Raw genomic sequence first — 18,811 nt, forward strand, 5'->3', positions numbered from 1 at the left:
CGGCCGCGGTGTCCTGTCCCTACGCATCCCCCCGTCCGGAGCACTCGACCACATGACCTCCACCCAGGTCCGTCCTGACAGCACCCCCCAGATCGCGGTGAACGACATCGGCACCGCCGAGGACTTCCTCGCCGCGATCGACCAGACCATCAAGTACTTCAACGACGGCGACATCGTCGAAGGCGTGATCGTCAAGGTCGACCGGGACGAGGTGCTGCTGGACATCGGCTACAAGACCGAGGGCGTCATCCCCTCGCGCGAGCTGTCCATCAAGCACGACGTCGACCCCCACGAGGTCGTCACCGTCGGCGACGAGGTGGAAGCCCTCGTCCTCCAGAAGGAGGACAAGGAAGGCCGCCTGATCCTGTCCAAGAAGCGCGCCCAGTACGAGCGCGCCTGGGGCACGATCGAGGCGAAGAAGGAAGCCGACGAGGTCGTCACCGGCACCGTCATCGAGGTCGTCAAGGGCGGTCTCATCCTCGACATCGGCCTGCGCGGGTTCCTCCCCGCCTCGCTGGTCGAGATGCGCCGCGTCCGCGACCTGCAGCCCTACGTGGGCCGCGAGCTCGAGGCGAAGATCATCGAGCTCGACAAGAACCGGAACAACGTCGTCCTCTCCCGCCGGCAGTGGCTGGAGCAGACGCAGTCCGAGGTCCGCAGCGAGTTCCTCAACAAGCTCGCCCGCGGCCAGGTGCGCACCGGCGTCGTCTCCTCGATCGTCAACTTCGGCGCGTTCGTCGACCTGGGCGGCGTGGACGGCCTCGTGCACGTCTCCGAGCTGTCCTGGAAGCACATCGACCACCCCTCCGAGGTCGTCGAGGTGGGCCAGGAGGTCACCGTCGAGGTCCTCGACGTCGACCTCGACCGCGAGCGGGTCTCCCTGTCGCTGAAGGCGACGCAGGAGGACCCGTGGCGTCAGTTCGCCCGCACCCACCAGATCGGCCAGGTCGTGCCCGGCAAGGTCACCAAGCTGGTGCCCTTCGGCGCGTTCGTCCGGGTCGACGAGGGCATCGAGGGCCTGGTGCACATCTCCGAGCTGGCCGAGCGCCACGTGGAGATCCCCGAGCAGGTCGTGCAGGTCGGCGACGAGATCCTGGTCAAGGTCATCGACATCGACCTCGACCGGCGCCGCATCTCGCTGTCGCTCAAGCAGGCCAACGAGGGCGTCATCGGCGACGAGGAGCAGTTCGACCCCGCCGCCTACGGCATGGCCGCCTCGTACGACGAGCAGGGCAACTACATCTACCCCGAGGGCTTCGACCCGGAGACCGGGGAGTGGCTCGAGGGCTACGACGAGGCCCGCGAGACCTGGGAGCGGCAGTACGCCGAGGCCCAGGCCCGCTTCGAGGCGCACCGCAAGCAGATCGCCGCGGCCCGCGAGGCCGACGCCGAGGCCGCTGCCGGGGGCAACTACTCCTCCGGCGGTGACACCGCGACCGGTGGCGACACCGCGACCGGTGGTGGCGGCACGCTCGCCAGCGACGAGGCGCTCGCCGCGCTGCGGGCCAAGCTCGCCGGCGGGGAGTGACCTGCTGACCGTCGCCTGACGGTCCGATCGACGACAGAGGCCCAGGACCCGTGAGGTCCTGGGCCTCTGTCGTGTCCGCGGTCGGTCGCGGGGCACGAGGCGTCAGTGGGGGCGCGGCACCGGCGGTGGAGGGCATCGGCCCGCCCGGCTTCCCCGTCCGGGCGGGCCGAGCCCGGCTCAGGAGCTCAGAGGCTCAGGATGATGGCGAAGGCGGTGCGCGGCCGGCCGCCGGCGGCGGTCAGCGCCTGCCAGGTGTGCCGGCCGGCCGGGGCGGCGTCGAACAGCCACCGCAGGAAGGCGGAGCGCCGAGAGGTGGTGACCCCGCGCGCAGCCAGGCGCTCGCGGACGGCGGGCAGGTCGGCCACCCGGACGCCGCCGGCGCGCTCGACCCGGTGCCGGCCCGGGGTGCGGGGGGCCGCGGAGACCGTCGCGACGGCGGTGCGGGACTGCGACATCGTCAGTGCCTGCCTCTCTCGGCTGCGTCCCCCTCCGTGGGGAACCGACGGGGCGGACGTTATGAGGAGTGACGCGTGTGACTGGTGCGACGCGCCGGGCGGGTCGGGCGGGTGTTACCCGTCCGTGACCGCGCCCCGTGTGCTGGTTACGGTCCGTGCATGCTGCGCATCGGACTGACCGGCGGGATCGGCTCGGGCAAGAGCACGGTCGCCGCGCTCCTGGCGGCCCGCGGGGCGGTGGTCGTCGACGCCGACCGGATCGCCCGCGAGGTCGTCGAGCCGGGCACGCCGGGCCTGGCCGCCGTCGTCGGTGCCTTCGGCCCGGGGGTGCTGACCCCGGACGGCGCGCTGGACCGGGCGGCGCTGGCGTCGGTCGTCTTCGCCGACCCCGAGGCCCGGGCCCGTCTCGACGGCATCGTGCACCCGCTGGTGCGCGCCCGGGCGCAGGAGGTCGTCGCGCGGGCCGCCCCGGACGCCGTCGTCGTCCAGGACGTGCCCCTGCTCGTCGAGACCGGCCAAGCCGGCCAGTACGACCTCGTGCTCGTCGTCGAGGCCGACCTGGAGACCCGGGTGGCGCGGCTGGCGCAGCGCGGGCTGGGGGAGGACGACGCCCGCGCGCGGATCGCCGCCCAGGCCACCGACGAGCAGCGCCGGGCCGTGGCCGACGTCGTGCTGGACAACAGCGGCGACCCCGACGCGCTGGCCGGGCAGGTGGAGCGCTTCTGGGCCGAGCGGGTGGCACCGCGGACGCCCTGATCGGCAGGGGCCGACCCCGGGAACGCGCAGGGCCCCAGGTCGTCGACCTGGGGCCCTGCTGCGGTGGGCGATACTGGGTTCGAACCAGTGACCTCTACCGTGTCAAGGTAGCGCTCTACCACTGAGCCAATCGCCCGAGTCCGGTCTGCCGACCGGCCCGCTCCACCCTCGGCGCGGAGGCGAGGTGGAGACGGGATTTGAACCCGTGTAGACGGCTTTGCAGGCCGTTGCCTCGCCTCTCGGCCACTCCACCGCACACACGGGCGCCGGTCTCGCGACCAGCGCCCGAGGTCCCGAGCGGACGACGGGATTCGAACCCGCGACCCTCACCTTGGCAAGGTGATGCTCTACCAACTGAGCCACGTCCGCGTTGCTGTCGTACGGGGAGAACCATACCCGACCCCGCGAGGAGGTCCCACGGGGGGTCCCCGGCGGTCAGCCGGTCGCGGGGTCGGCGCCGCCGCCGGACAGCAGGACGGCCAGCTCCTGGTCCACGTCGAGGGCCGCGGTCTCCTGGCCGGTGGGCACCAGCGCCTCGGTCTGCAGCAGGAAGGCGGCGACCGTCGCCCGCGACAGCTCGAACAGCGCCTCGCCCGAGGGCGCGCGCAGGTGCAGGTAGAGCACGTCACCGCTGGTGCGCGCCGGCCACAGCCGGACGTCGCCCTCGCCGGCGGGGCGGTCCAGCCCGGCCACGAGCAGCTCGCGGCTGAGCAGCCAGGTGATCCCGTCGTCGGGGTCCCCGGCCTCCCCGAAACCGATGCGGACGGCGAACGGGTCGCGCGCCTCGTAGGTGAGGACCGCCGGGACCTCCGTCCACGACGTCGGGCCGACCAGGTGCAACGTCGTGGGGACCGAGTACCCGGGGGAAGCGTGCTGCGACATGACCTCTCCAACGACCGGCACGCCGGGATGATGCGCATCCCGGAGCCCGGACGTGTCATCCGACCGGGTGTCCGTCCGCTACCCGTTCTACGGCGTGGTGAACCGGGATCAGTGTGCCTGTCGAACGTGACGTGTGACCATGGGAGCCGTGACGCGTCCGGCACGACGTCCGGAGGGCGACTCCGGTGACGCGGACCTCGTCTCGCGCGTGCGCGCCGGTGACCGGGGTGCCGTCGACGACCTGTACGAGCGGTTCCGCCGTCCCGCCTTCGCGCTGGCCCGGCGGATCCTCGCCGAGGACACGCTGGCCGAGGACGTCGTCCAGGACGTGTTCCTCACCGTGTGGCGCGACCCGTACGCCTACGACCGCTCCCGGGGCAGCTTCTCCTCCTGGTTCATGGCGATGGTCCACCACAAGGCGGTCGACGCGGTCCGCCGCGAGGAGTCCCACCGGCGGCGGCAGTCCCGCGCCGAGGACGACCTGGCCCTGACCGCGCCGACCAGCGCGCGGGACGTCGAGGACGAGGCCTGGGCGCGGGTGGTCTCCGAGCGGGTGCGCACCGCGCTGAGCGCGCTGCCCGACGCGCAGCGGGAGGCCCTGACGCTGGCCTACTACGGCGGCTACACGCAGCGGGAGGTCGCCGCCCTCACCCGCGCCCCGCTGGGCACGGTCAAGACCCGCATGCTGGCCGGGATGCGCCGGCTGAAGGAGGAGCTGGGCGTCGTGGCCGGCGCGAGCGCCGGGGGCGCGCTGAGCGGCCCCGCGGCAGTGGACGGGGGCGCCGCCCGGTGAGCACCCGCCCCGACCCGCACGAGATCTTCGACGAGCTCGCCGTCGGCTGGGCGCTGCACGCCCTCGAGCCCGAGGACGAGGCCGTCTTCGGCGCGCACCTGCCCGGCTGCCCGCGCTGCGCCCGCACCGTCGCCGAGACCTCCGAGGTGATGGCGGCGATGGCCGGCGACCTGCCGCCGGCCGAGCCCTCCGACGACCTCCGCGACCGGCTGCGCGCCGCGGTGGAGCGCACCGAGCAGCTGCCGCCCCCGCCCAGCGCCGTCGGGGACGCCGTCGCCGGCGCCGCCGTCGCCGGGGACGGCCCCTCCGTGCCGGCCGCGCCCGCTGCCGGCCGGCCCGGCGGGCGCCGCCGCACCGACCCGCCGCCGGTGGCCACCGGGTTCCCCGGCCACGCCCCGGCGGCCGCGGAGGCCGAGCGGACGGCGTGGCGGCGGGTGCTGCCCAACGCGCTGGTGGCCGCGGCGGTCGCCGCGATCCTGGCGCTGGGCACCTGGGTGGTCGTCCTCGGGGCGGCGCGCGACGACGCGCGGTCGCTCGCCACCGAGCAGGCCGAGGTCCTCGAGTCGCTGCTGCAGCCCGGGCGGGCGGCCATCGCGCCGGTCGTCGACGACGACGGGGCGGCCGTGGCCACCGTGGTGGCCCGCGACGGCCGGCTGCAGGTGGTCACCGACGGGCTGACCGTCAACGACAGCAGCGACAGCACGTACGTGGTCTGGGGCGTGGCGGGGGAGACCCCCGTGCCGCTGGGCACCTTCGACGTGGTCTCCTCACAGACCGACCTGCGGACCGTAGGCTCCGCCTCGACCGGTCTCGACGACTACGAGGGCTACGCCATCAGCATCGAGCCCGGTCGGCAGGCTCCGGCGGAACCGTCGGACGTGGTGGCGAGCGGGCAGGTGACCAGCTGAGCGGACAGGACACGGCGCCCCCGCGGGAGCGGCGGGCCCGCCCCACCGCGGAGGAGCGGCGGGCGCACTTCGACCAGGACGGGCACCACAGCCTGCGCGAGCGGGTCGCCGAGACCCGTTGGCGCCGGCGGGTGGCCGCCCGCCGGTCGGTGGACTCCGCCTACCGCGTGGGCGTCGGGATCGTCGGCGGGCTCGTGGTCGCCGCCGGCCTGGTCACCATCCCGCTGCCCGGCCCGGGCTGGCTCACCGTCATCGCCGGCCTGTTCGTGCTCGCCACCGAGTTCATGTGGGCCGAGCGGCTGCTGGAGTTCACCAAGCGCCGCGTCTCGGCCTGGACCGAGTGGCTCGGGCGGCAGCCGGTGTGGGTCCGCCTGGCGGTGGGGCTGCTGACGGCGGCCTTCGTCTACGGCGCGCTCGTCGTCGTGCTGCACCTCATGGGCGTGCCGCACTGGGTGCCGGGGTGGGTGCCGCTGTGGCGGTGAGCGTCTGGCATCATGGTCGGCGCAGCGGGCGATTGGCTCAGTGGTAGAGCGCTTCGTTCACACCGAAGAGGTCACTGGTTCGAACCCAGTATCGCCCACCGGCACGAGGGGCCGGGCACACCGGGAGACCGGGTGCCCGGCCCCTCGGCGTTCCCGGCCCCGTCAGCGGGCGGGCCGGTCCAGCTCGCGGGCGGCGGCCGCCAGCACGGCGTCGCGCACCCGGTCGAGGGTGGCCGACCGCAGCCGCCACTGCTGCCAGTGCAGGACGACGTCGACCGGGTCGTCGAGGGCGACCAGCTCCGCGGCGGTCCCGCGCGCCTGCAGGTCGGGCACCATCCCCCAGCCCAGGCCCAGGGCGACGGCGGTGACGAAGTCCGCCGCGGCGGGGACGAAGTGCACCGGCGGGGAGACGCCGGCACCGGCGCGGGCGTGCAGGTAGCGGTCCTGCAGGTCGTCCTTGCGGTCGAAGACGACGACCGGGGCGCGGACCAGCGCCTCCGCGGTGGGCCCGGCGGGGAACCAGCGCCGCACGAACGCGGGCGTGGCCGCCGGCCGGTAGCGCATGCCGCCGAGGCGGGTGGCGGTGCAGCCGGGCACCGGCTCGGCCTCCGCGGTCACCGCGGCCATGACGGTGCCGGCGCGCAGCAGGGCGCTGGTGTGCTCCTGGTCCTCGCGGTGCAGGTCGAAGCAGACCTCGCCGGCCAGCGGCGCCAGCGCGGGCAGCACCCAGGTGGCCATCGAGTCGGCGTTGACCGCGATCGGCAGCGTGGGCACCGCCGACGACTCCTCGCCGCCGAGCTCGCGGGCGACGTCGGCGGCGAGCAGGTCCACCTGCCGCGCCAGGCGCAGCACCGCCTGTCCCGACTCGGTCACCTGCACCGGCTTGGTCCGCACCAGCAGGATCCGGCCGGTCGCCACCTCCAGCGCGCGCAGCCGCTGGCTGATCGCCGACGGGGTCACGTGCAACGCCCGGGCGGCCGCCTCCAGCGTGCCGCCGCGGACGGTGGCGTCCAGGGCCCGCAGTTGGGCCAGGTCGAGGTCCACGGACAGCGATGCTAACGACGCATCAGGATCTGTAGCTGGACTGCACTTTCGGCGGTTCGTAGCGTCGACGGCGTGCTCACCACCCCCGCCCTGCTCGCTGTCGCGTCCGGGTTCGCGCTCGGCCTGGGGCTGATCGTCGCCATCGGTGCGCAGAACGCCTTCGTCCTGCGGCAGGGCCTGCGCCTCGAGCACGTGGCCGCGGTGGTGGCGGTGTGCGCGCTCTCCGACGTGGTGCTCATCCTCGCCGGCGTGCTGGGGGCCGGGGCCGCCCTGGAGCGGCTGCCGTGGCTGGTCCCGGTGGTCTGCTTCGCCGGTGCGGCCTTCCTGCTCGGCTACGGCGTGCTGGCCGCGCGGCGGGCGCTGCGTCCCGGAGTCCTGCTGCCCGACGCCGCCGGCGTGCGCACCGGCCTCGCGGTCACCGTGGGCACCTGCCTGGCCCTGACCTGGCTCAACCCGCACGTCTACCTCGACACCGTGGTGCTGCTCGGCTCGACGGCCTCCACCTACGGCGAGCACCGGTGGGAGTTCGCCGCCGGCGCCGGGCTGGGCAGCGTGCTGTGGTTCACCGGTCTGGGCTTCGGCGCGCGCCTGCTGCGGCCGGTGTTCGCCCGCCCGGCCGCCTGGCGGGTCCTCGACGGCGTCATCGCCGCCGTGATGACCCTCCTCGCCGTGTCCCTCGCCGTCCGCGGGGTGGGCGGCGCCTGAGCGGCGCCGCCCGCCCACCGGCCGGCCGATCCCCTGGAGGACCCGTGATCGACGTCGAGCTCCCGCCCGGCCCCCCGGCGAGCGCCCTTGCCCGGGGGTTCGCCGCGTGCCTGGCCTCGGTCACCGAGGTGGCGGTGACCGACCTGCCGGCGCCCGGTGAGGACCTGGCGCACGCCCTGGGCGCCTGGCGCGGCTGGCTGGCCGGGCACGGCTCGGGGCTGGTGCCGATCGCCGACCCGGTGCGCTTCCAGTGGCCGGGGTGGTGGATCGCCGTCGTCGAGCAGGAGGACGGCGGCACGGGGGGTGGCGCGGGGGGCGGCGCGGCGGCCGTGCTGGCCTTCGGCACCCCGCCGGGCGTCGTGCTCAGCCCGCAGACGCCGGCGCTGCTCGGCCGGGCCACCGCGGACCTGCGCATCCGCGAGGCCCACGCCGTCGCCTCGCTCGACCCGGTGCCGCGCCGCGGTCCGGTCGCGGAGGTGCTGCGCGGCACCGTCGAGGGGCTCGCCGTGGCGCCGGCCGCGGAGGCGCCGATGCGGCTGCTCGACGTCGCGCACGCCCGCGCAGGCCGCGGTCTCGACGGCGACCGCTACGCGGTGGGGGCCGGCACCTTCAGCCCCCGCGCCGGGCGGCGCCCCGGCTACGACCTGACGCTGGTGGCCGCCGAGGTGCTCGACGAGCTGGCCGCGGCCGGGGTGCCGCTGGACCTCGCCGGCACCCGGCGCAACGTGCTCACCCGGGGCATCGACGTCAACGCGCTGGTCGGGCGGCGCTTCCGCGTCGGCGAGGTGCTGTGCGAGGGGCGCCGGCTGTGCGAGCCCTGCGTGCACCTCGACCGGCTCAGCGGGCCGGGCACGCTGCGGCCGCTCATCCACCGCGGCGGGCTGCGCGCCGACGTCCTCACCGACGGCGAGATCCGCGTGGGGGCGCCGGTCGTCGCCGAGTGAGCGCCTGGGGAGCGCGGAGTGGGCGCCGAGGGGCCGGGTCCCGCGGGACCGGCCCCTCGGGGTCCGGGTGGGTCAGGCGGGGCCGTAGGTCAGGTGCGCGACGCCGTTGCTCAGCTTCTCGACGTCGAGCAGCGAGAGCTTGTGCGACGTCCCCTCGGGGAACAGCCGGATGCCCTCGCCGAGCGCGACCGGGTAGACGTAGAGGTGCAGCTCGTCGGCCAGGCCGTCGGCGACCAGCGCGCGCACCAGCGTGGCGCTGCCGCTGACGTAGAGGTCGCGGTCGGCCTTCAGCTCGCGGATCCGGTCGGGGTCGTAGCCGCCGAGCGCCTCGGAGTTGCGCCACACGGCGGCGGCGTCGGGAAGCGTGGAGGACACGACGTACTTGGTCGTGTCGTTGAAGAACGGCGCGCCCGGGTCCTCCTCGACGGTCCGCGTCGACCAGGCCGGGGCGAACATCTCGAAGGTCGTGCGGCCCAGCAGGATCCCCGAGGAGGCGGCGGTGAGCGCCCCGATCGACTCGGACAGGTCGTCGGGGAAGCCGTAGTCGACGGTCCACATCGGGACGTCGACCACCCCGTCGACGGTGGTGAACTCGTGCACCCGGATGGCGCCCATGTCGTGCTCCTCGCGTGTCGGTCGGCCCTGGCGGCCGCTCGGTCGGTGTCGTGGGGTCAGACACTGGCCGATCCCGTTTCTCATCGGTGGGGGGACCCGCCGGGGGGCCGGTCCCTCGGGCGCCCCGGGTCGTCCGGGCGCACCATGGGGGAGATGGCACTGGACAGGGCCGCGCGCCTGGAGGCGGCCGTGGAGCGGGACGGCCCCACCTGCATCTGGTGCGGCCGCGCGCTCTCCGGGCAGGTGACCCCCACGACCGAGCACGTGGTGCCGCGGGTCAAGGGCGGGCCGTCGTGGCTGGAGAACGAGGTCGCCGCCTGCCGCCGCTGCAACGCCGAGCGCGGGCACACCGCGCCCGTCGAGTGGCTGGAGGAGTGCCTGCGGCGGGGCTGGCCGGCCGACGAGGCGCGGCTCGCGCGCATCCTCACCCAGCTGGCCGAGGCGATCGCCGTCCGCGGCGGGCAGCGCCGGGCCCGGCCCTACCTGGAGTCCCAGCTGCGCCGGCTGCGCCGCCGCGGTGGCCTGGCCGCCTGAGCCCCGCCGCCCGAGCCCCGTGGCCCGAACGCCCGCCGTAGCGTGGCGGCGTGAGCGCGGGCACCGTCGTCGGCATCTCGGTCTACCCCGTGCGCGGGTGCGCCGGGACGGCGCTGCCGCGCGCCGACGTCGACCCCGAGGGGCTGGCCGGTGACCGGGCCTGGGCCGCCGTGGACGAGGCCGGCCGGGTGCTGCGCGGGAGGGACGCCCCGGCCCTGGCCGGCGTCGCCGCCACCGGGGACCCGGCCGCCGACGCCGCCGCCGTCACCGCCGCGCTCGGCCGGCCGGTGCGCCTCGAGCCGCTGACCGCCCGGCCCGACGGCTCCGCCGCGGTGCACCTGGTGTCCCGGCAGGCCCTCGACCTCGCGGCCGCCGGCGTCGTCCCGGCCGGCTGCGGCGCCGAGGACCCGCGCGCCAACCTGCTGCTCGACCTGCCGGGGGACCCCTCCCGCGAGCTGGAGCGGGCGTGGGTGGGCCGCCGGCTGCGGCTCGGCTCGGCGGTGCTGGAGGTCACCCGCCTGCCGAAGCACTGCCTGGGCGTGTACGCCGAGGTGGTCGAGCCGGGTGCGGTGGCCGTCGGCGACGACGTCGTCCCGGCGTAGTCGGGTCTCCGGGCCGGGGGCGGACGGTCGATACGCTGGCCGGTGCCCGTCCCCGACGGACGGACGCCGACCGGCACCCCGAACGACCCCCAGGAGACCCCGTGTCCGCCGCGCCCACCCCCGCCGCCGCCGCCCCGATCCGGGTGCCGGCCGGGACCACGGCCGAGCAGGCGCTCAAGGACGCCGGGGTCGCGCTCAAGGGTCCCGACGGCGCCGTCGTCGTCCGCGACCTGGCCTCCGGCGACCTGCGCGACCTCGCCTGGACCCCCGAGGCCGACGCCGAGGTCGAGCCGGTGGCGGCCGCCAGCCCCGAGGGCCGCGCCGTCATCCGCCACTCCACCGCGCACGTCCTCGCCCAGGCGGTGCAGGACCTCTTCCCCGGCACCCGGCTGGGCATCGGCCCGCCGGTGGAGAACGGCTTCTACTACGACTTCGACCCCGAGAAGCCGTTCACGCCCGAGGACCTGCAGGCGCTGGAGAAGCGCATGCAGCAGATCGTGAAGGCCGGCCAGCGGTTCTCCCGCCGCGAGATCGCCGACGACGACGCCCGCGCCGAGCTCGCGCACGAGCCCTACAAGCTCGAGCTGATCGGGCTCAAGGGCGGCGCCGGCGACACCGAGGGCGCCGACGTCGAGGTCGGCGGCGCCCAGCTGACCATGTACGACAACCTCGACGCCCGCACCGGCGACCGGGTGTGGACCGACCTGTGCCGCGGTCCGCACCTGCCGCGCACCTCGGGCATCCCGGCGTTCGGCCTCATGCGCTCGGCCGCCGCCTACTGGCGCGGCAGCGAGAAGAACCCGCAGCTGCAGCGCGTCTACGGCACGGCGTGGGAGAGCCGCGAGGCGCAGAAGGCGTACCTGGAGCAGCTGGCCGAGGCCGAGCGCCGCGACCACCGGCGGCTGGGCGCGGAGCTGGACCTGTTCAGCTTCCCCGACGAGATCGGGTCGGGCCTGGCGGTGTTCCACCCGAAGGGCGGCGTCGTCCGGCGCGAGCTGGAGGCCTACAGCCGCCGGCGGCACGAGGAGGCCGGCTACTCCTTCGTCAACACCCCGCACATCAGCAAGGCGCGGCTGTTCCAGGTCTCCGGTCACCTGGACTGGTACGCCGAGGGCATGTACCCGCCCATGCAGCTCGACGAGGAGCGCGACGCCGAGGGCGCCGTCCGCCGGCAGGGGCAGGACTACTACCTCAAGCCGATGAACTGCCCGATGCACAACCTGGTGTTCGGGTCCCGCGGCCGGTCCTACCGCGAGCTGCCGCTGCGGCTGTTCGAGTTCGGCACGGTGTACCGCTACGAGAAGTCCGGCGTGGTCCACGGGCTGACCCGGGCCCGCGGCTTCACCCAGGACGACGCGCACATCTACTGCACCCCCGAGCAGATGGGCGGGGAGCTGCGCAGCCTGCTCGACTTCGTGCTCGGGCTGCTCGCCGACTACGGCCTGTCGGACTTCTACCTGGAGCTGTCCACCCGCGACCCGCAGAAGTCGGTGGGCTCGGACGAGAGCTGGGAGGTCGCCACCGAGGCGCTGCGGCAGGCGGCCCTGGACTCCGGCCTGGAGCTGGTGCCCGACCCCGGCGGCGCGGCGTTCTACGGCCCGAAGATCTCCGTGCAGGCCCGCGACGCGATCGGCCGCAGCTGGCAGATGTCGACCATCCAGGTCGACTTCAACCTGCCCGAGCGCTTCGCCCTGCAGTACACCGCCGCCGACGGCTCGCGGCAGCGGCCGGTCATGCTGCACCGGGCGCTGTTCGGCTCGATCGAGCGGTTCTTCGCCGTCCTCACCGAGCACTACGCCGGCGCGTTCCCCGCGTGGCTCGCGCCGGTGCAGGTGACGGCGGTCCCGGTCACCGACGACCAGGTCCCCTACCTCGGCGACGTCGCCCTGCGGCTGCGCGAGCGGGGCATCCGGGTCGAGGTCGACGACTCCGACGACCGCATGCAGAAGAAGATCCGCAACGCCAGCAAGCAGAAGGTGCCCTTCGTGCTCATCGCCGGGGCCACCGATGCCGAGGCCGGCGCGGTCTCCTTCCGCTTCCGCGACGGCAGCCAGCGCAACGGGGTGCCGGTGGCCGACGCCGTCGACGCCGTCGCCGCCTGGGTGGCCGCCCGGCACAACGCCGACCCGACCGCCGAGACGCCGCTGGGGCGGGCGTGACCATCGGCCCGGACGGCTTCGCCGTCCCGGTCTCCAGCGACGACGGCGGCCCGGCCACCGTCTTCGAGCACCTGTGGACGCCGTACCGGATGGCCTACATCCGCGGCGAGGGCAAGCCGACCGGTGAGCACGACTGCCCGTTCTGCCTCATCCCGGCCATGCCGGACGAGGAGGGGCTGGTCGTCGCCCGCGGCGCGACGGTGTTCGCGGTGCTCAACCTCTATCCCTACAACGCCGGGCACCTCATGGTGGTCCCCTACCGGCACGTGCCCGACTACACCGACCTCACCGCCGCCGAGGTCGCCGAGCTGGGCGCGTTCACGCAGACGGCGATGCGGGTGGTGCGAGAGGTGACCGGCGCGCACGGCTTCAACATCGGCATGAACCAGGGCGCCGTGGCCGGCGCGGGCATCGCCGACCACCTGCACCAGCACGCGGTGCCGCGCTGGGGCGGCGACACCAACTTCATGCCCGTCATCGGGCTGACCCGGGTGCTGCCCCAGGTGCTCGCCGAGACGCGGGCACTGCTCGCCCGGTCCTGGCCGGCCTCGGCCCCGGTGCAGGGGGACTGACGTGCTGGGACAGGGCGCCCGCGCCGCCGTCGGCCGGTTCTGGGCGCCGGTGGTCACCCGGCTGGCGCGGGCCGGGGTCACCCCCGACATGGTCACCGTCACCGGGACGCTCGGCGCCATCGCCGGCGCGGTGCTGCTCATCGCGCACGGGCAGCTGTTCTGGGGCGCGGCCACCGTCACGGTCTTCGTGCTGCTCGACATGCTCGACGGCGCGCTGGCCCGCGCCCGCGGCGGCGGGTCGGCGTTCGGCGCGGTGCTCGACTCCACCTGCGACCGGGCCGTGGACGCCGCCGTCTTCGGCGCCCTGGTCTGGTGGTACACCGGCGCCGGCGACGACCGGCTGCTGGCGCTGCTGGCCCTCGTGGCCCTGGTCCTCGGCGTGCTCACCAGCTACACCAAGGCCCGCGCGGAGGGGGTGGGCATCCCGTGCGACGTCGGGCTGGTGGAGCGCACCGAGCGGCTGATCCTGGTGCTCACCGGCACCGGCCTGACCGGCCTGGGCCTGCCGTACCTCGTCGACGTGGGGCTGTGGCTGTCGGTCGTCGGGGGCGCGATCACGGTGGCGCAGCGCATCGCCGCCGTCCACCGCGGGGCCCGGGGGAAGGCGGCCCCGACGGCGTCGGCACCGGCGCGGTGAGCGGCGTGCGCGCCCGCGTCGCCGCCCGCCTCACCGACCTGGGCTACGCCGCCGGCTGGCAGGCCGTCCAGCGGGTGCCCGAGCCGGTGGCCCGCGGCGCCTTCGACGCGGCCGGGCGGTGGGCGGCCGGGCGCGAGGGCCGCGGGGTGCGCCAGCTGCGCGCCAACCTGCGGGTGGCCACCGGCGGCAAGCTGGACGCCGACGAGCTCGACGCGCTCACCGTCCGCGCGGTGCGCTCCTACGCGCGCTACTGGCAGGAGGCGTTCCGCCTGCCCCGCCTGGGCACCGCGCGGATCCTGCGCGACACGCTGCTGCCCGGGCAGGAGCACCTCGCCCGCGCCCGCGACCAGGGGCGGCCGGTGGTCGTGGCGCTGCCGCACAGCGGCAACTGGGACGCCGCCGGTGTCTGGCTGGTCGACTGGCTCGGCGGGCCGTTCCTGACCGTCGCCGAGCGGCTGCGCCCGGAGTCGCTGTACGCGCGCTTCCTCGCCTACCGGGAGACCCTGGGCATGCGGGTGGTGCCGCTGACCGGCGGCCCGCGGCCGAGCTCCGCCGTGCTGCGCGAGTGGCTCGAGGCCGGCGGGTCGGTCTGCCTGCTGGTCGACCGCGACCTGGGCGGCGGCGGCGTGCCGGTCGACCTCTTCGGCCGCCGCGCCACGATGCCCGGCGGCCCGGCCCTGCTCGCGGCGCAGACCGGGGCGGCGCTGCACCCGGCCGTCTCGCGGTTCAGCGAGCGGGGCTGGGTGCACGAGGTGCACCCGGAGGTGCCCCTCGACGGCGGGACCCGGCTGCGCGACCGGGTGCAGCACGCGATGCAGGGCGTGGCCGACGCGTTCAGCGACGGCATCGCCCGGCAGCCCGAGGACTGGCACGTCCTCGGCCGGGTCTGGGCCGACGTGCCGCCCGACCCGCCGGCGGGGGAGCGCGGCTGATGCGCATCGGCCTGGTCTGCCCCTACCAGTGGGACGTCCCCGGCGGCGTGCAGTACCACGTGCGCGACCTCGCCGAGACGCTGCGCGGGTTCGGCCACCACGTCGAGGTGCTCACCCCGGCCGAGCGGGAGGAGTCCCTCACCGACCCCTGGCTCACCTTCGCCGGGCGCACCGTGCCGATCCCCTACAACGGCTCGATGGCCAGCCTGCAGTTCGGCCCGGTGTCGGCGTCCCGGGTGCGCCGGTGGCTGCGCGAGGGGCGCTTCGACGTCGTCCACGTGCACGACCCGGCCCCGCCGTCGACCGGGCTGCTGGTCTGCATGATCGCCACCGGCCCGATCGTGGCCACCTTCCACGCCGCCACGGTGCGCTCCAAGTGGCTGGCCACCTTCGGCCCGCTCGTGCGGCCCTGGCTGGAGCGGATCAGCGGCCGGATCGCCGTCTCCGACTTCGCCCGGCGGGTGCAGGTCGAGCACCTCGGCGGCGACGCGGTGATCATCCCCAACGGCGTGCACGTGGCCTCCTTCGCGCAGGGGCCGACGCTGCCCGGGGTCGCCCGGGGCGGCGACGGCCCGACCGTCGGCTTCCTCGGCCGCTACGACGAGCCGCGCAAGGGCCTGCCGGTGCTGCTGGAAGCGATGCGCACCGTCGTCCGGGAGCACCCCGGCGCGCGGCTGCTGGTCGCCGGCCGGGGCGACCCCGACGCCCTGCGCGACGGGCTGGGCGAGGACCTCGCACCCTCGGTGGTGGTGCTCGGGGAGGTCTCCGAGGCCGAGAAGGCCGCCTTCCTCCGCTCGGTCGACGTGTACTGCGCCCCCAACCTGCTCGGCGAGTCCTTCGGCGTGGTGCTCATCGAGGCCATGGCCGCCGGGGCGCCGATCGTGGCCAGCGACCTCGACGCGTTCGCGCGGGTGCTGGAGGACGGCGCGGCCGGCGTGCTGGTGCGCCGCGGCGACAGCACGGCGCTCGCCCGGGCGCTGTCGGACCTGCTCGCCGACCCCGACCGCCGCGCGCGGCTGTCGGCGGCCGGGCAGGAGGCGGCCGCCGGCTACGACTGGCAGGTCGTGGCCCGCCGGGTCCTCGACGTCTACGAGACCGTCGTCCTCGCCGGGACCGGCGCGGTCACCGCCGCCGAGGACGCGGACCTCGCCGCCGCCGGTGCCCCCGACGGGGTGTGGGCGTCCCCGTTCCGGAGGCCGCGCCGCTAGCGTGGGCGGTCGTGACGCCCGGCGCCTGGTTGCTGCTCGCCGCGGGCGTCGCCGTCCTCCTGCTGGCCTGGACGGCGTGGACGCTGACCCGGCTGCGCCGCCTCGAGAGCCGGGTCGCCCGCGCCTGGTCGGTGCTCGACACCCGGCTGCAGCAGCGCGCCGCGCTCGCCGCCGACCTGGCCTCGGAGCACTCCGCGGCGCTCGGGGAGGACCGCGCCACCCGGCTCAAGACCGCCGCCCACGACGCCCGGCAGCCGCGCACCGGCGACCGCGAGCTGGCCGAGAACACCCTCGGCCGGGAGCTGCGCACGCTGCCCGACGAGCTGCCCGGGGTGCCCGCGCGGCTGCTCACCGAGCTGGCCGAGGCCGACGCGCGCATGGGCCTGGCGAGGCGCTTCTACAACGACGCCGTCCGCGACACCCACCTGCTGCGGCTGCACCGGTTCCCGCGGCTGCTGCGCCTGCACGCCGACCGCCCGCTGCCGCGCTTCTTCGACGTCGAGGACGGCCTGGACGCCGTCACCAGCGGCGCCGGACCGGTCGCCCGCTGAGGCGACCTACCATGGCGGCGGCCGAGCGCCTCCCCGGCCGGCCACCCCACGCGACCTGGAGCAGCCCGTGTCCTCGCACGCCGACGTCCCCGCCACGCCCACCACGGGCACCGACCGCGTCAAGCGCGGCCTGGCCGAGCAGCTCAAGGGCGGCGTCATCATGGACGTCGTCACCCCCGAGCAGGCCCGCATCGCCGAGGACGCCGGCGCGGTCGCGGTCATGGCCCTCGAGCGGGTGCCCGCCGACATCCGCGCCCAGGGCGGCATCGCGCGGATGAGCGACCCGGACGTGGTGCAGGGGATCATCGACGCGGTCTCCATCCCGGTGATGGCCAAGGCCCGCATCGGGCACTTCGTCGAGGCCCAGGTGCTGCAGGCCCTCGGCGTGGACTACGTCGACGAGTCCGAGGTGCTCACCCCCGCCGACGAGGCCCACCACATCGACAAGCACGCGTTCACCGTGCCGTTCGTCTGCGGCGCCACCGACCTGGGCGAGGCGCTGCGCCGGATCGCCGAGGGCGCGGCGATGATCCGCAGCAAGGGCGAGGCCGGCACCGGCAACGTCGTCGAGGCCACCCGGCACATGCGCGCGATCCGCGCCGGCATCCGGCGGCTGACGACGCTCGACGAGACCGAGCTGTTCGTGGCGGCCAAGGAGCTGCGCGCGCCGCACGACCTGGTGGTCGAGGTGGCCCGCGCCGGCACGCTGCCGGTCGTGCTGTTCACCGCCGGCGGCATCGCCACCCCCGCCGACGCGGCGATGATGGTGCAGCTGGGCGCCGAGGGCGTGTTCGTCGGCTCCGGCATCTTCAAGTCCGGCGACCCCGCCCAGCGGGCCGCGGCCATCGTGCAGGCCACCACGTTCGCCGACGACCCGGCGGTGATCGCCAAGGTGTCCCGCGGGCTGGGCGAGCCGATGGTGGGCATCAGCGTCGACACGCTGCCCGACTCCCAGCGCTTCGCCGCCCGCGGCTGGTGAGCGCCACACCCCCGGAGCGTGTCCGCATCGGCGTCCTCGCGCTGCAGGGCGACGTCCGGGAGCACCTCGCCGTCCTGACCGCGCTGGGCGCCGAGGCGGTGCCGGTGCGGCGCCCGGAGGAGCTGGCCGGCGTCGACGGGCTGGTGCTGCCGGGCGGGGAGTCGACGACGATGACCACGCTCGCCGTCCGCACCGGGCTGCTCGAGCCGCTGCGCGACGCCGTCCGCGGCGGGCTGCCGGCCTACGGCACCTGCGCTGGCCTGGTGCTGCTGGCCGGGCGGCTGCTCGACGCCCCGCCCGGCCAGCCGACCCTCGGCGCCCTCGACGTGACGGTGCGGCGCAACGCCTTCGGCCGGCAGGCGGAGTCCTTCGAGTCGCGGGTCGAGCTGGCCGGCGTGCCCGGCGGCCCGCTGTCGGCGGTGTTCATCCGCGCGCCGTGGGTGGAGGAGGCCGGGCCGGACGTCGAGGTCCTCGGGCGGGTCGTCGGCGGAGCGGCCGACGGTAGGATCGTCGCGGTGCGCCAGGGCGACGTCGTGGCCACCAGCTTCCACCCGGAGCTGACCGGGGACACCCGGGTCCACGCGCTGTTCGTGGACGTCGTGCGGCAGGCGGCCGCGGTCGGCCGGGCGGTGGCCGTCCCCAGTGGCGCCGGAGCCGGCGCCCCCGACCCCGGAGGAGAGCAGTGAGCGGCCATTCCAAGTGGGCGACCACGAAGCACAAGAAGGCCGCCATCGACGCCAAGCGCGGCAAGCTGTTCGCCAAGCTGATCAAGAACGTCGAGGTCGCGGCGCGCACGGGTGGCGGTGACCCGGCCGGCAACCCGACGCTGTACGACGCCATCCAGAAGGCCAAGAAGTCCTCGGTCCCCAACGACAACATCGACCGCGCGGTCAAGCGCGGCTCCGGTGCCGAGGCCGGCGGCGTCGAGTACCTCTCCATCACCTACGAGGGCTACGCCGCCGGCGGCGTGGCGGTGCTCGTCGAGTGCCTCACCGACAACAAGAACCGGTCGGCCTCCGAGGTGCGCACCGCGATGACCCGCAACGGCGGCTCGATGGCCGACCCGGGCTCGGTGTCCTACCTGTTCACGCGCAAGGGCGTCGTCGTCGTGCCCGCGGCCGACGGCGTGGACGAGGACACCGTGCTCATGGCCGTCCTCGACGCCGGCGCCGAGGAGGTCCGCGACCTCGGCGACACCTTCGAGGTCGTCTGCGAGCCGACCGACCTCGTCGCCGTCCGCACCGCGCTGCAGGACGCCGGCATCGACTACGACTCGGCCGAGGCCGGGTTCGTCCCCAGCGTCACCGTCGAGCTCGACGAGGAGGGCGCCGGCAAGGTGTTCCGCCTCATCGACGCCCTCGAGGACTGCGACGACGTGCAGAACGTCTACGCCAACTACGACGTCTCCGACGAGGTGCTCGAGCGCGTCGGGTGAAGGACCCCTCTGCCCCCCACCGCTCGCAGGCTCGCGGCGGGGTCCTGCAGAGGGGCCGTTCCGGTCCGTCACCAGGCGTGTCGCCGTTCC

22 protein-coding genes and 4 tRNA genes are annotated in these 18,811 nt (G+C 75.5%); 19 read left to right on the forward strand and 7 right to left on the reverse strand.

Annotation, left to right across the window (positions count from 1 at the left end; translation table 11 throughout):
- Positions 1-52: 52 nt before the first annotated feature.
- A complete protein-coding gene (rpsA, locus tag LY71_RS06095) occupies positions 53-1,528 on the forward strand; it encodes a 30S ribosomal protein S1 (RefSeq protein WP_106276066.1) in 1,476 nt (491 codons plus the stop codon).
- 185 nt (positions 1,529-1,713) lie between these two features.
- Here the strand turns inward: rpsA and LY71_RS06100 are convergent, their stop codons facing one another.
- Positions 1,714-1,983 (reverse strand): hypothetical protein, encoded by a 270-nt coding sequence (locus LY71_RS06100; protein WP_106276067.1) that lies wholly within the window; start codon positions 1,981-1,983, stop codon positions 1,714-1,716.
- 159 nt (positions 1,984-2,142) lie between these two features.
- Between LY71_RS06100 and coaE the strand changes: the two genes are divergently transcribed.
- Positions 2,143-2,739 carry a dephospho-CoA kinase gene (gene coaE / locus LY71_RS06105; RefSeq protein WP_106276068.1) on the forward strand — a complete coding sequence of 199 codons (597 nt, stop codon included), beginning with the start codon at positions 2,143-2,145 and terminating at the stop codon, positions 2,737-2,739.
- A gap of 64 nt (positions 2,740-2,803) precedes the next feature.
- Here the strand turns inward: coaE and LY71_RS06110 are convergent.
- The 4 genes from LY71_RS06110 to LY71_RS06125 form a co-directional block, all read right to left on the reverse strand.
- Positions 2,804-2,875, reverse strand: a tRNA-Val gene (locus LY71_RS06110).
- Positions 2,876-2,921: 46 nt separating this feature from the next.
- Positions 2,922-2,992 (reverse strand) — tRNA-Cys (locus LY71_RS06115).
- Between the two features lie 43 nt (positions 2,993-3,035).
- Positions 3,036-3,108: transfer RNA gene (locus LY71_RS06120), tRNA-Gly, on the reverse strand.
- A gap of 66 nt (positions 3,109-3,174) precedes the next feature.
- Complete coding sequence (locus LY71_RS06125; RefSeq protein WP_106276069.1) at positions 3,175-3,621, reverse strand: SsgA family sporulation/cell division regulator; 447 nt, start codon at positions 3,619-3,621, stop codon at positions 3,175-3,177.
- Positions 3,622-3,760: 139 nt separating this feature from the next.
- On the opposite strand from LY71_RS06125, the gene LY71_RS06130 reads away from it, so the two are divergent.
- The 4 genes from LY71_RS06130 (at position 3,761) to LY71_RS06145 (ending at position 5,902) form a co-directional block, all read left to right on the forward strand.
- Complete coding sequence (locus tag LY71_RS06130) at positions 3,761-4,414, forward strand: sigma-70 family RNA polymerase sigma factor (protein WP_245887705.1); 654 nt, start codon at positions 3,761-3,763, stop codon at positions 4,412-4,414.
- Entirely contained in the window at positions 4,411-5,322 is a 912-nt protein-coding gene (locus LY71_RS06135) for an anti-sigma factor domain-containing protein (protein WP_106276071.1), read from the forward strand. Before LY71_RS06130 ends, LY71_RS06135 begins: the two co-directional genes overlap by 4 nt.
- Before the next feature lie 131 nt (positions 5,323-5,453).
- Entirely contained in the window at positions 5,454-5,804 is a 351-nt protein-coding gene (locus LY71_RS06140) for a TIGR02611 family protein (RefSeq protein WP_245887706.1), read from the forward strand.
- Positions 5,805-5,830: 26 nt separating this feature from the next.
- Positions 5,831-5,902: transfer RNA gene (locus tag LY71_RS06145), tRNA-Val, on the forward strand.
- 64 nt (positions 5,903-5,966) lie between these two features.
- Here the strand turns inward: LY71_RS06145 and LY71_RS06150 are convergent.
- Positions 5,967-6,848, reverse strand: coding sequence for a LysR family transcriptional regulator ArgP (locus tag LY71_RS06150; protein WP_106276072.1), 882 nt, complete (start codon positions 6,846-6,848; stop codon positions 5,967-5,969).
- A gap of 72 nt (positions 6,849-6,920) precedes the next feature.
- Between LY71_RS06150 and LY71_RS06155 the strand changes: the two genes are divergently transcribed.
- Both LY71_RS06155 and LY71_RS23690 read left to right on the forward strand, forming a co-directional pair.
- On the forward strand, positions 6,921-7,553 hold the full coding sequence (locus LY71_RS06155; RefSeq protein ID WP_106276073.1) for a LysE/ArgO family amino acid transporter: 633 nt from the start codon (positions 6,921-6,923) through the stop codon (positions 7,551-7,553).
- Between the two features lie 44 nt (positions 7,554-7,597).
- The gene (locus tag LY71_RS23690; protein ID WP_211297168.1) at positions 7,598-8,497 is read left to right on the forward strand and encodes an MOSC domain-containing protein; all 900 of its coding nucleotides are present in this window, start codon (positions 7,598-7,600) and stop codon (positions 8,495-8,497) included.
- 72 nt (positions 8,498-8,569) lie between these two features.
- Here the strand turns inward: LY71_RS23690 and LY71_RS06165 are convergent, their stop codons facing one another.
- Complete coding sequence (locus LY71_RS06165) at positions 8,570-9,112, reverse strand: dihydrofolate reductase family protein (RefSeq protein WP_106276074.1); 543 nt, start codon at positions 9,110-9,112, stop codon at positions 8,570-8,572.
- A gap of 153 nt (positions 9,113-9,265) precedes the next feature.
- Between LY71_RS06165 and LY71_RS06170 the strand changes: the two genes are divergently transcribed.
- The 11 genes from LY71_RS06170 to LY71_RS06220 all read left to right on the forward strand — a co-directional run bounded on the left by LY71_RS06170 (position 9,266) and on the right by LY71_RS06220 (position 18,721).
- A complete protein-coding gene (locus tag LY71_RS06170; protein WP_211297169.1) occupies positions 9,266-9,646 on the forward strand; it encodes an HNH endonuclease in 381 nt (126 codons plus the stop codon).
- Positions 9,647-9,696: 50 nt separating this feature from the next.
- Complete coding sequence (locus LY71_RS06175; protein WP_106276075.1) at positions 9,697-10,248, forward strand: MOSC N-terminal beta barrel domain-containing protein; 552 nt, start codon at positions 9,697-9,699, stop codon at positions 10,246-10,248.
- A gap of 101 nt (positions 10,249-10,349) precedes the next feature.
- Complete coding sequence (thrS, locus tag LY71_RS06180; RefSeq protein ID WP_106276076.1) at positions 10,350-12,407, forward strand: threonine--tRNA ligase; 2,058 nt, start codon at positions 10,350-10,352, stop codon at positions 12,405-12,407.
- Positions 12,404-12,979 (forward strand): HIT family protein, encoded by a 576-nt coding sequence (locus tag LY71_RS06185; protein WP_281261586.1) that lies wholly within the window; start codon positions 12,404-12,406, stop codon positions 12,977-12,979. The genes thrS and LY71_RS06185 overlap by 4 nt, the downstream gene beginning before the upstream one ends.
- Position 12,980: 1 nt before the next feature.
- Positions 12,981-13,616 carry a phosphatidylinositol phosphate synthase gene (gene pgsA, locus LY71_RS06190; protein WP_106276077.1) on the forward strand — a complete coding sequence of 212 codons (636 nt, stop codon included), beginning with the start codon at positions 12,981-12,983 and terminating at the stop codon, positions 13,614-13,616.
- Between the two features lie 5 nt (positions 13,617-13,621).
- The gene (locus tag LY71_RS06195) at positions 13,622-14,548 is read left to right on the forward strand and encodes a phosphatidylinositol mannoside acyltransferase (RefSeq protein ID WP_245887707.1); all 927 of its coding nucleotides are present in this window, start codon (positions 13,622-13,624) and stop codon (positions 14,546-14,548) included.
- A complete protein-coding gene (locus LY71_RS06200) occupies positions 14,548-15,756 on the forward strand; it encodes a glycosyltransferase family 4 protein (protein WP_106276079.1) in 1,209 nt (402 codons plus the stop codon). Before LY71_RS06195 ends, LY71_RS06200 begins: the two co-directional genes overlap by 1 nt.
- Before the next feature lie 11 nt (positions 15,757-15,767).
- Positions 15,768-16,307, forward strand: a complete 540-nt coding sequence (locus LY71_RS06205; protein WP_106276227.1) for a LemA family protein — start codon at positions 15,768-15,770, stop codon at positions 16,305-16,307.
- Positions 16,308-16,374: 67 nt separating this feature from the next.
- Positions 16,375-17,286: a pyridoxal 5'-phosphate synthase lyase subunit PdxS gene (gene pdxS / locus LY71_RS06210; protein ID WP_106276080.1), complete on the forward strand. Its 912-nt coding sequence runs from the start codon at positions 16,375-16,377 to the stop codon at positions 17,284-17,286.
- The gene (gene pdxT, locus LY71_RS06215) at positions 17,283-17,972 is read left to right on the forward strand and encodes a pyridoxal 5'-phosphate synthase glutaminase subunit PdxT (RefSeq protein ID WP_106276081.1); all 690 of its coding nucleotides are present in this window, start codon (positions 17,283-17,285) and stop codon (positions 17,970-17,972) included. The genes pdxS and pdxT overlap by 4 nt, the downstream gene beginning before the upstream one ends.
- Positions 17,969-18,721 carry a YebC/PmpR family DNA-binding transcriptional regulator gene (locus LY71_RS06220; RefSeq protein WP_106276082.1) on the forward strand — a complete coding sequence of 251 codons (753 nt, stop codon included), beginning with the start codon at positions 17,969-17,971 and terminating at the stop codon, positions 18,719-18,721. Before pdxT ends, LY71_RS06220 begins: the two co-directional genes overlap by 4 nt.
- The last annotated feature ends 90 nt before the right edge of the window (positions 18,722-18,811 follow it).

The organism is Geodermatophilus tzadiensis (assembly GCF_003002915.1).
GTDB classification, from domain to species: domain Bacteria; phylum Actinomycetota; class Actinomycetes; order Mycobacteriales; family Geodermatophilaceae; genus Geodermatophilus; species Geodermatophilus tzadiensis.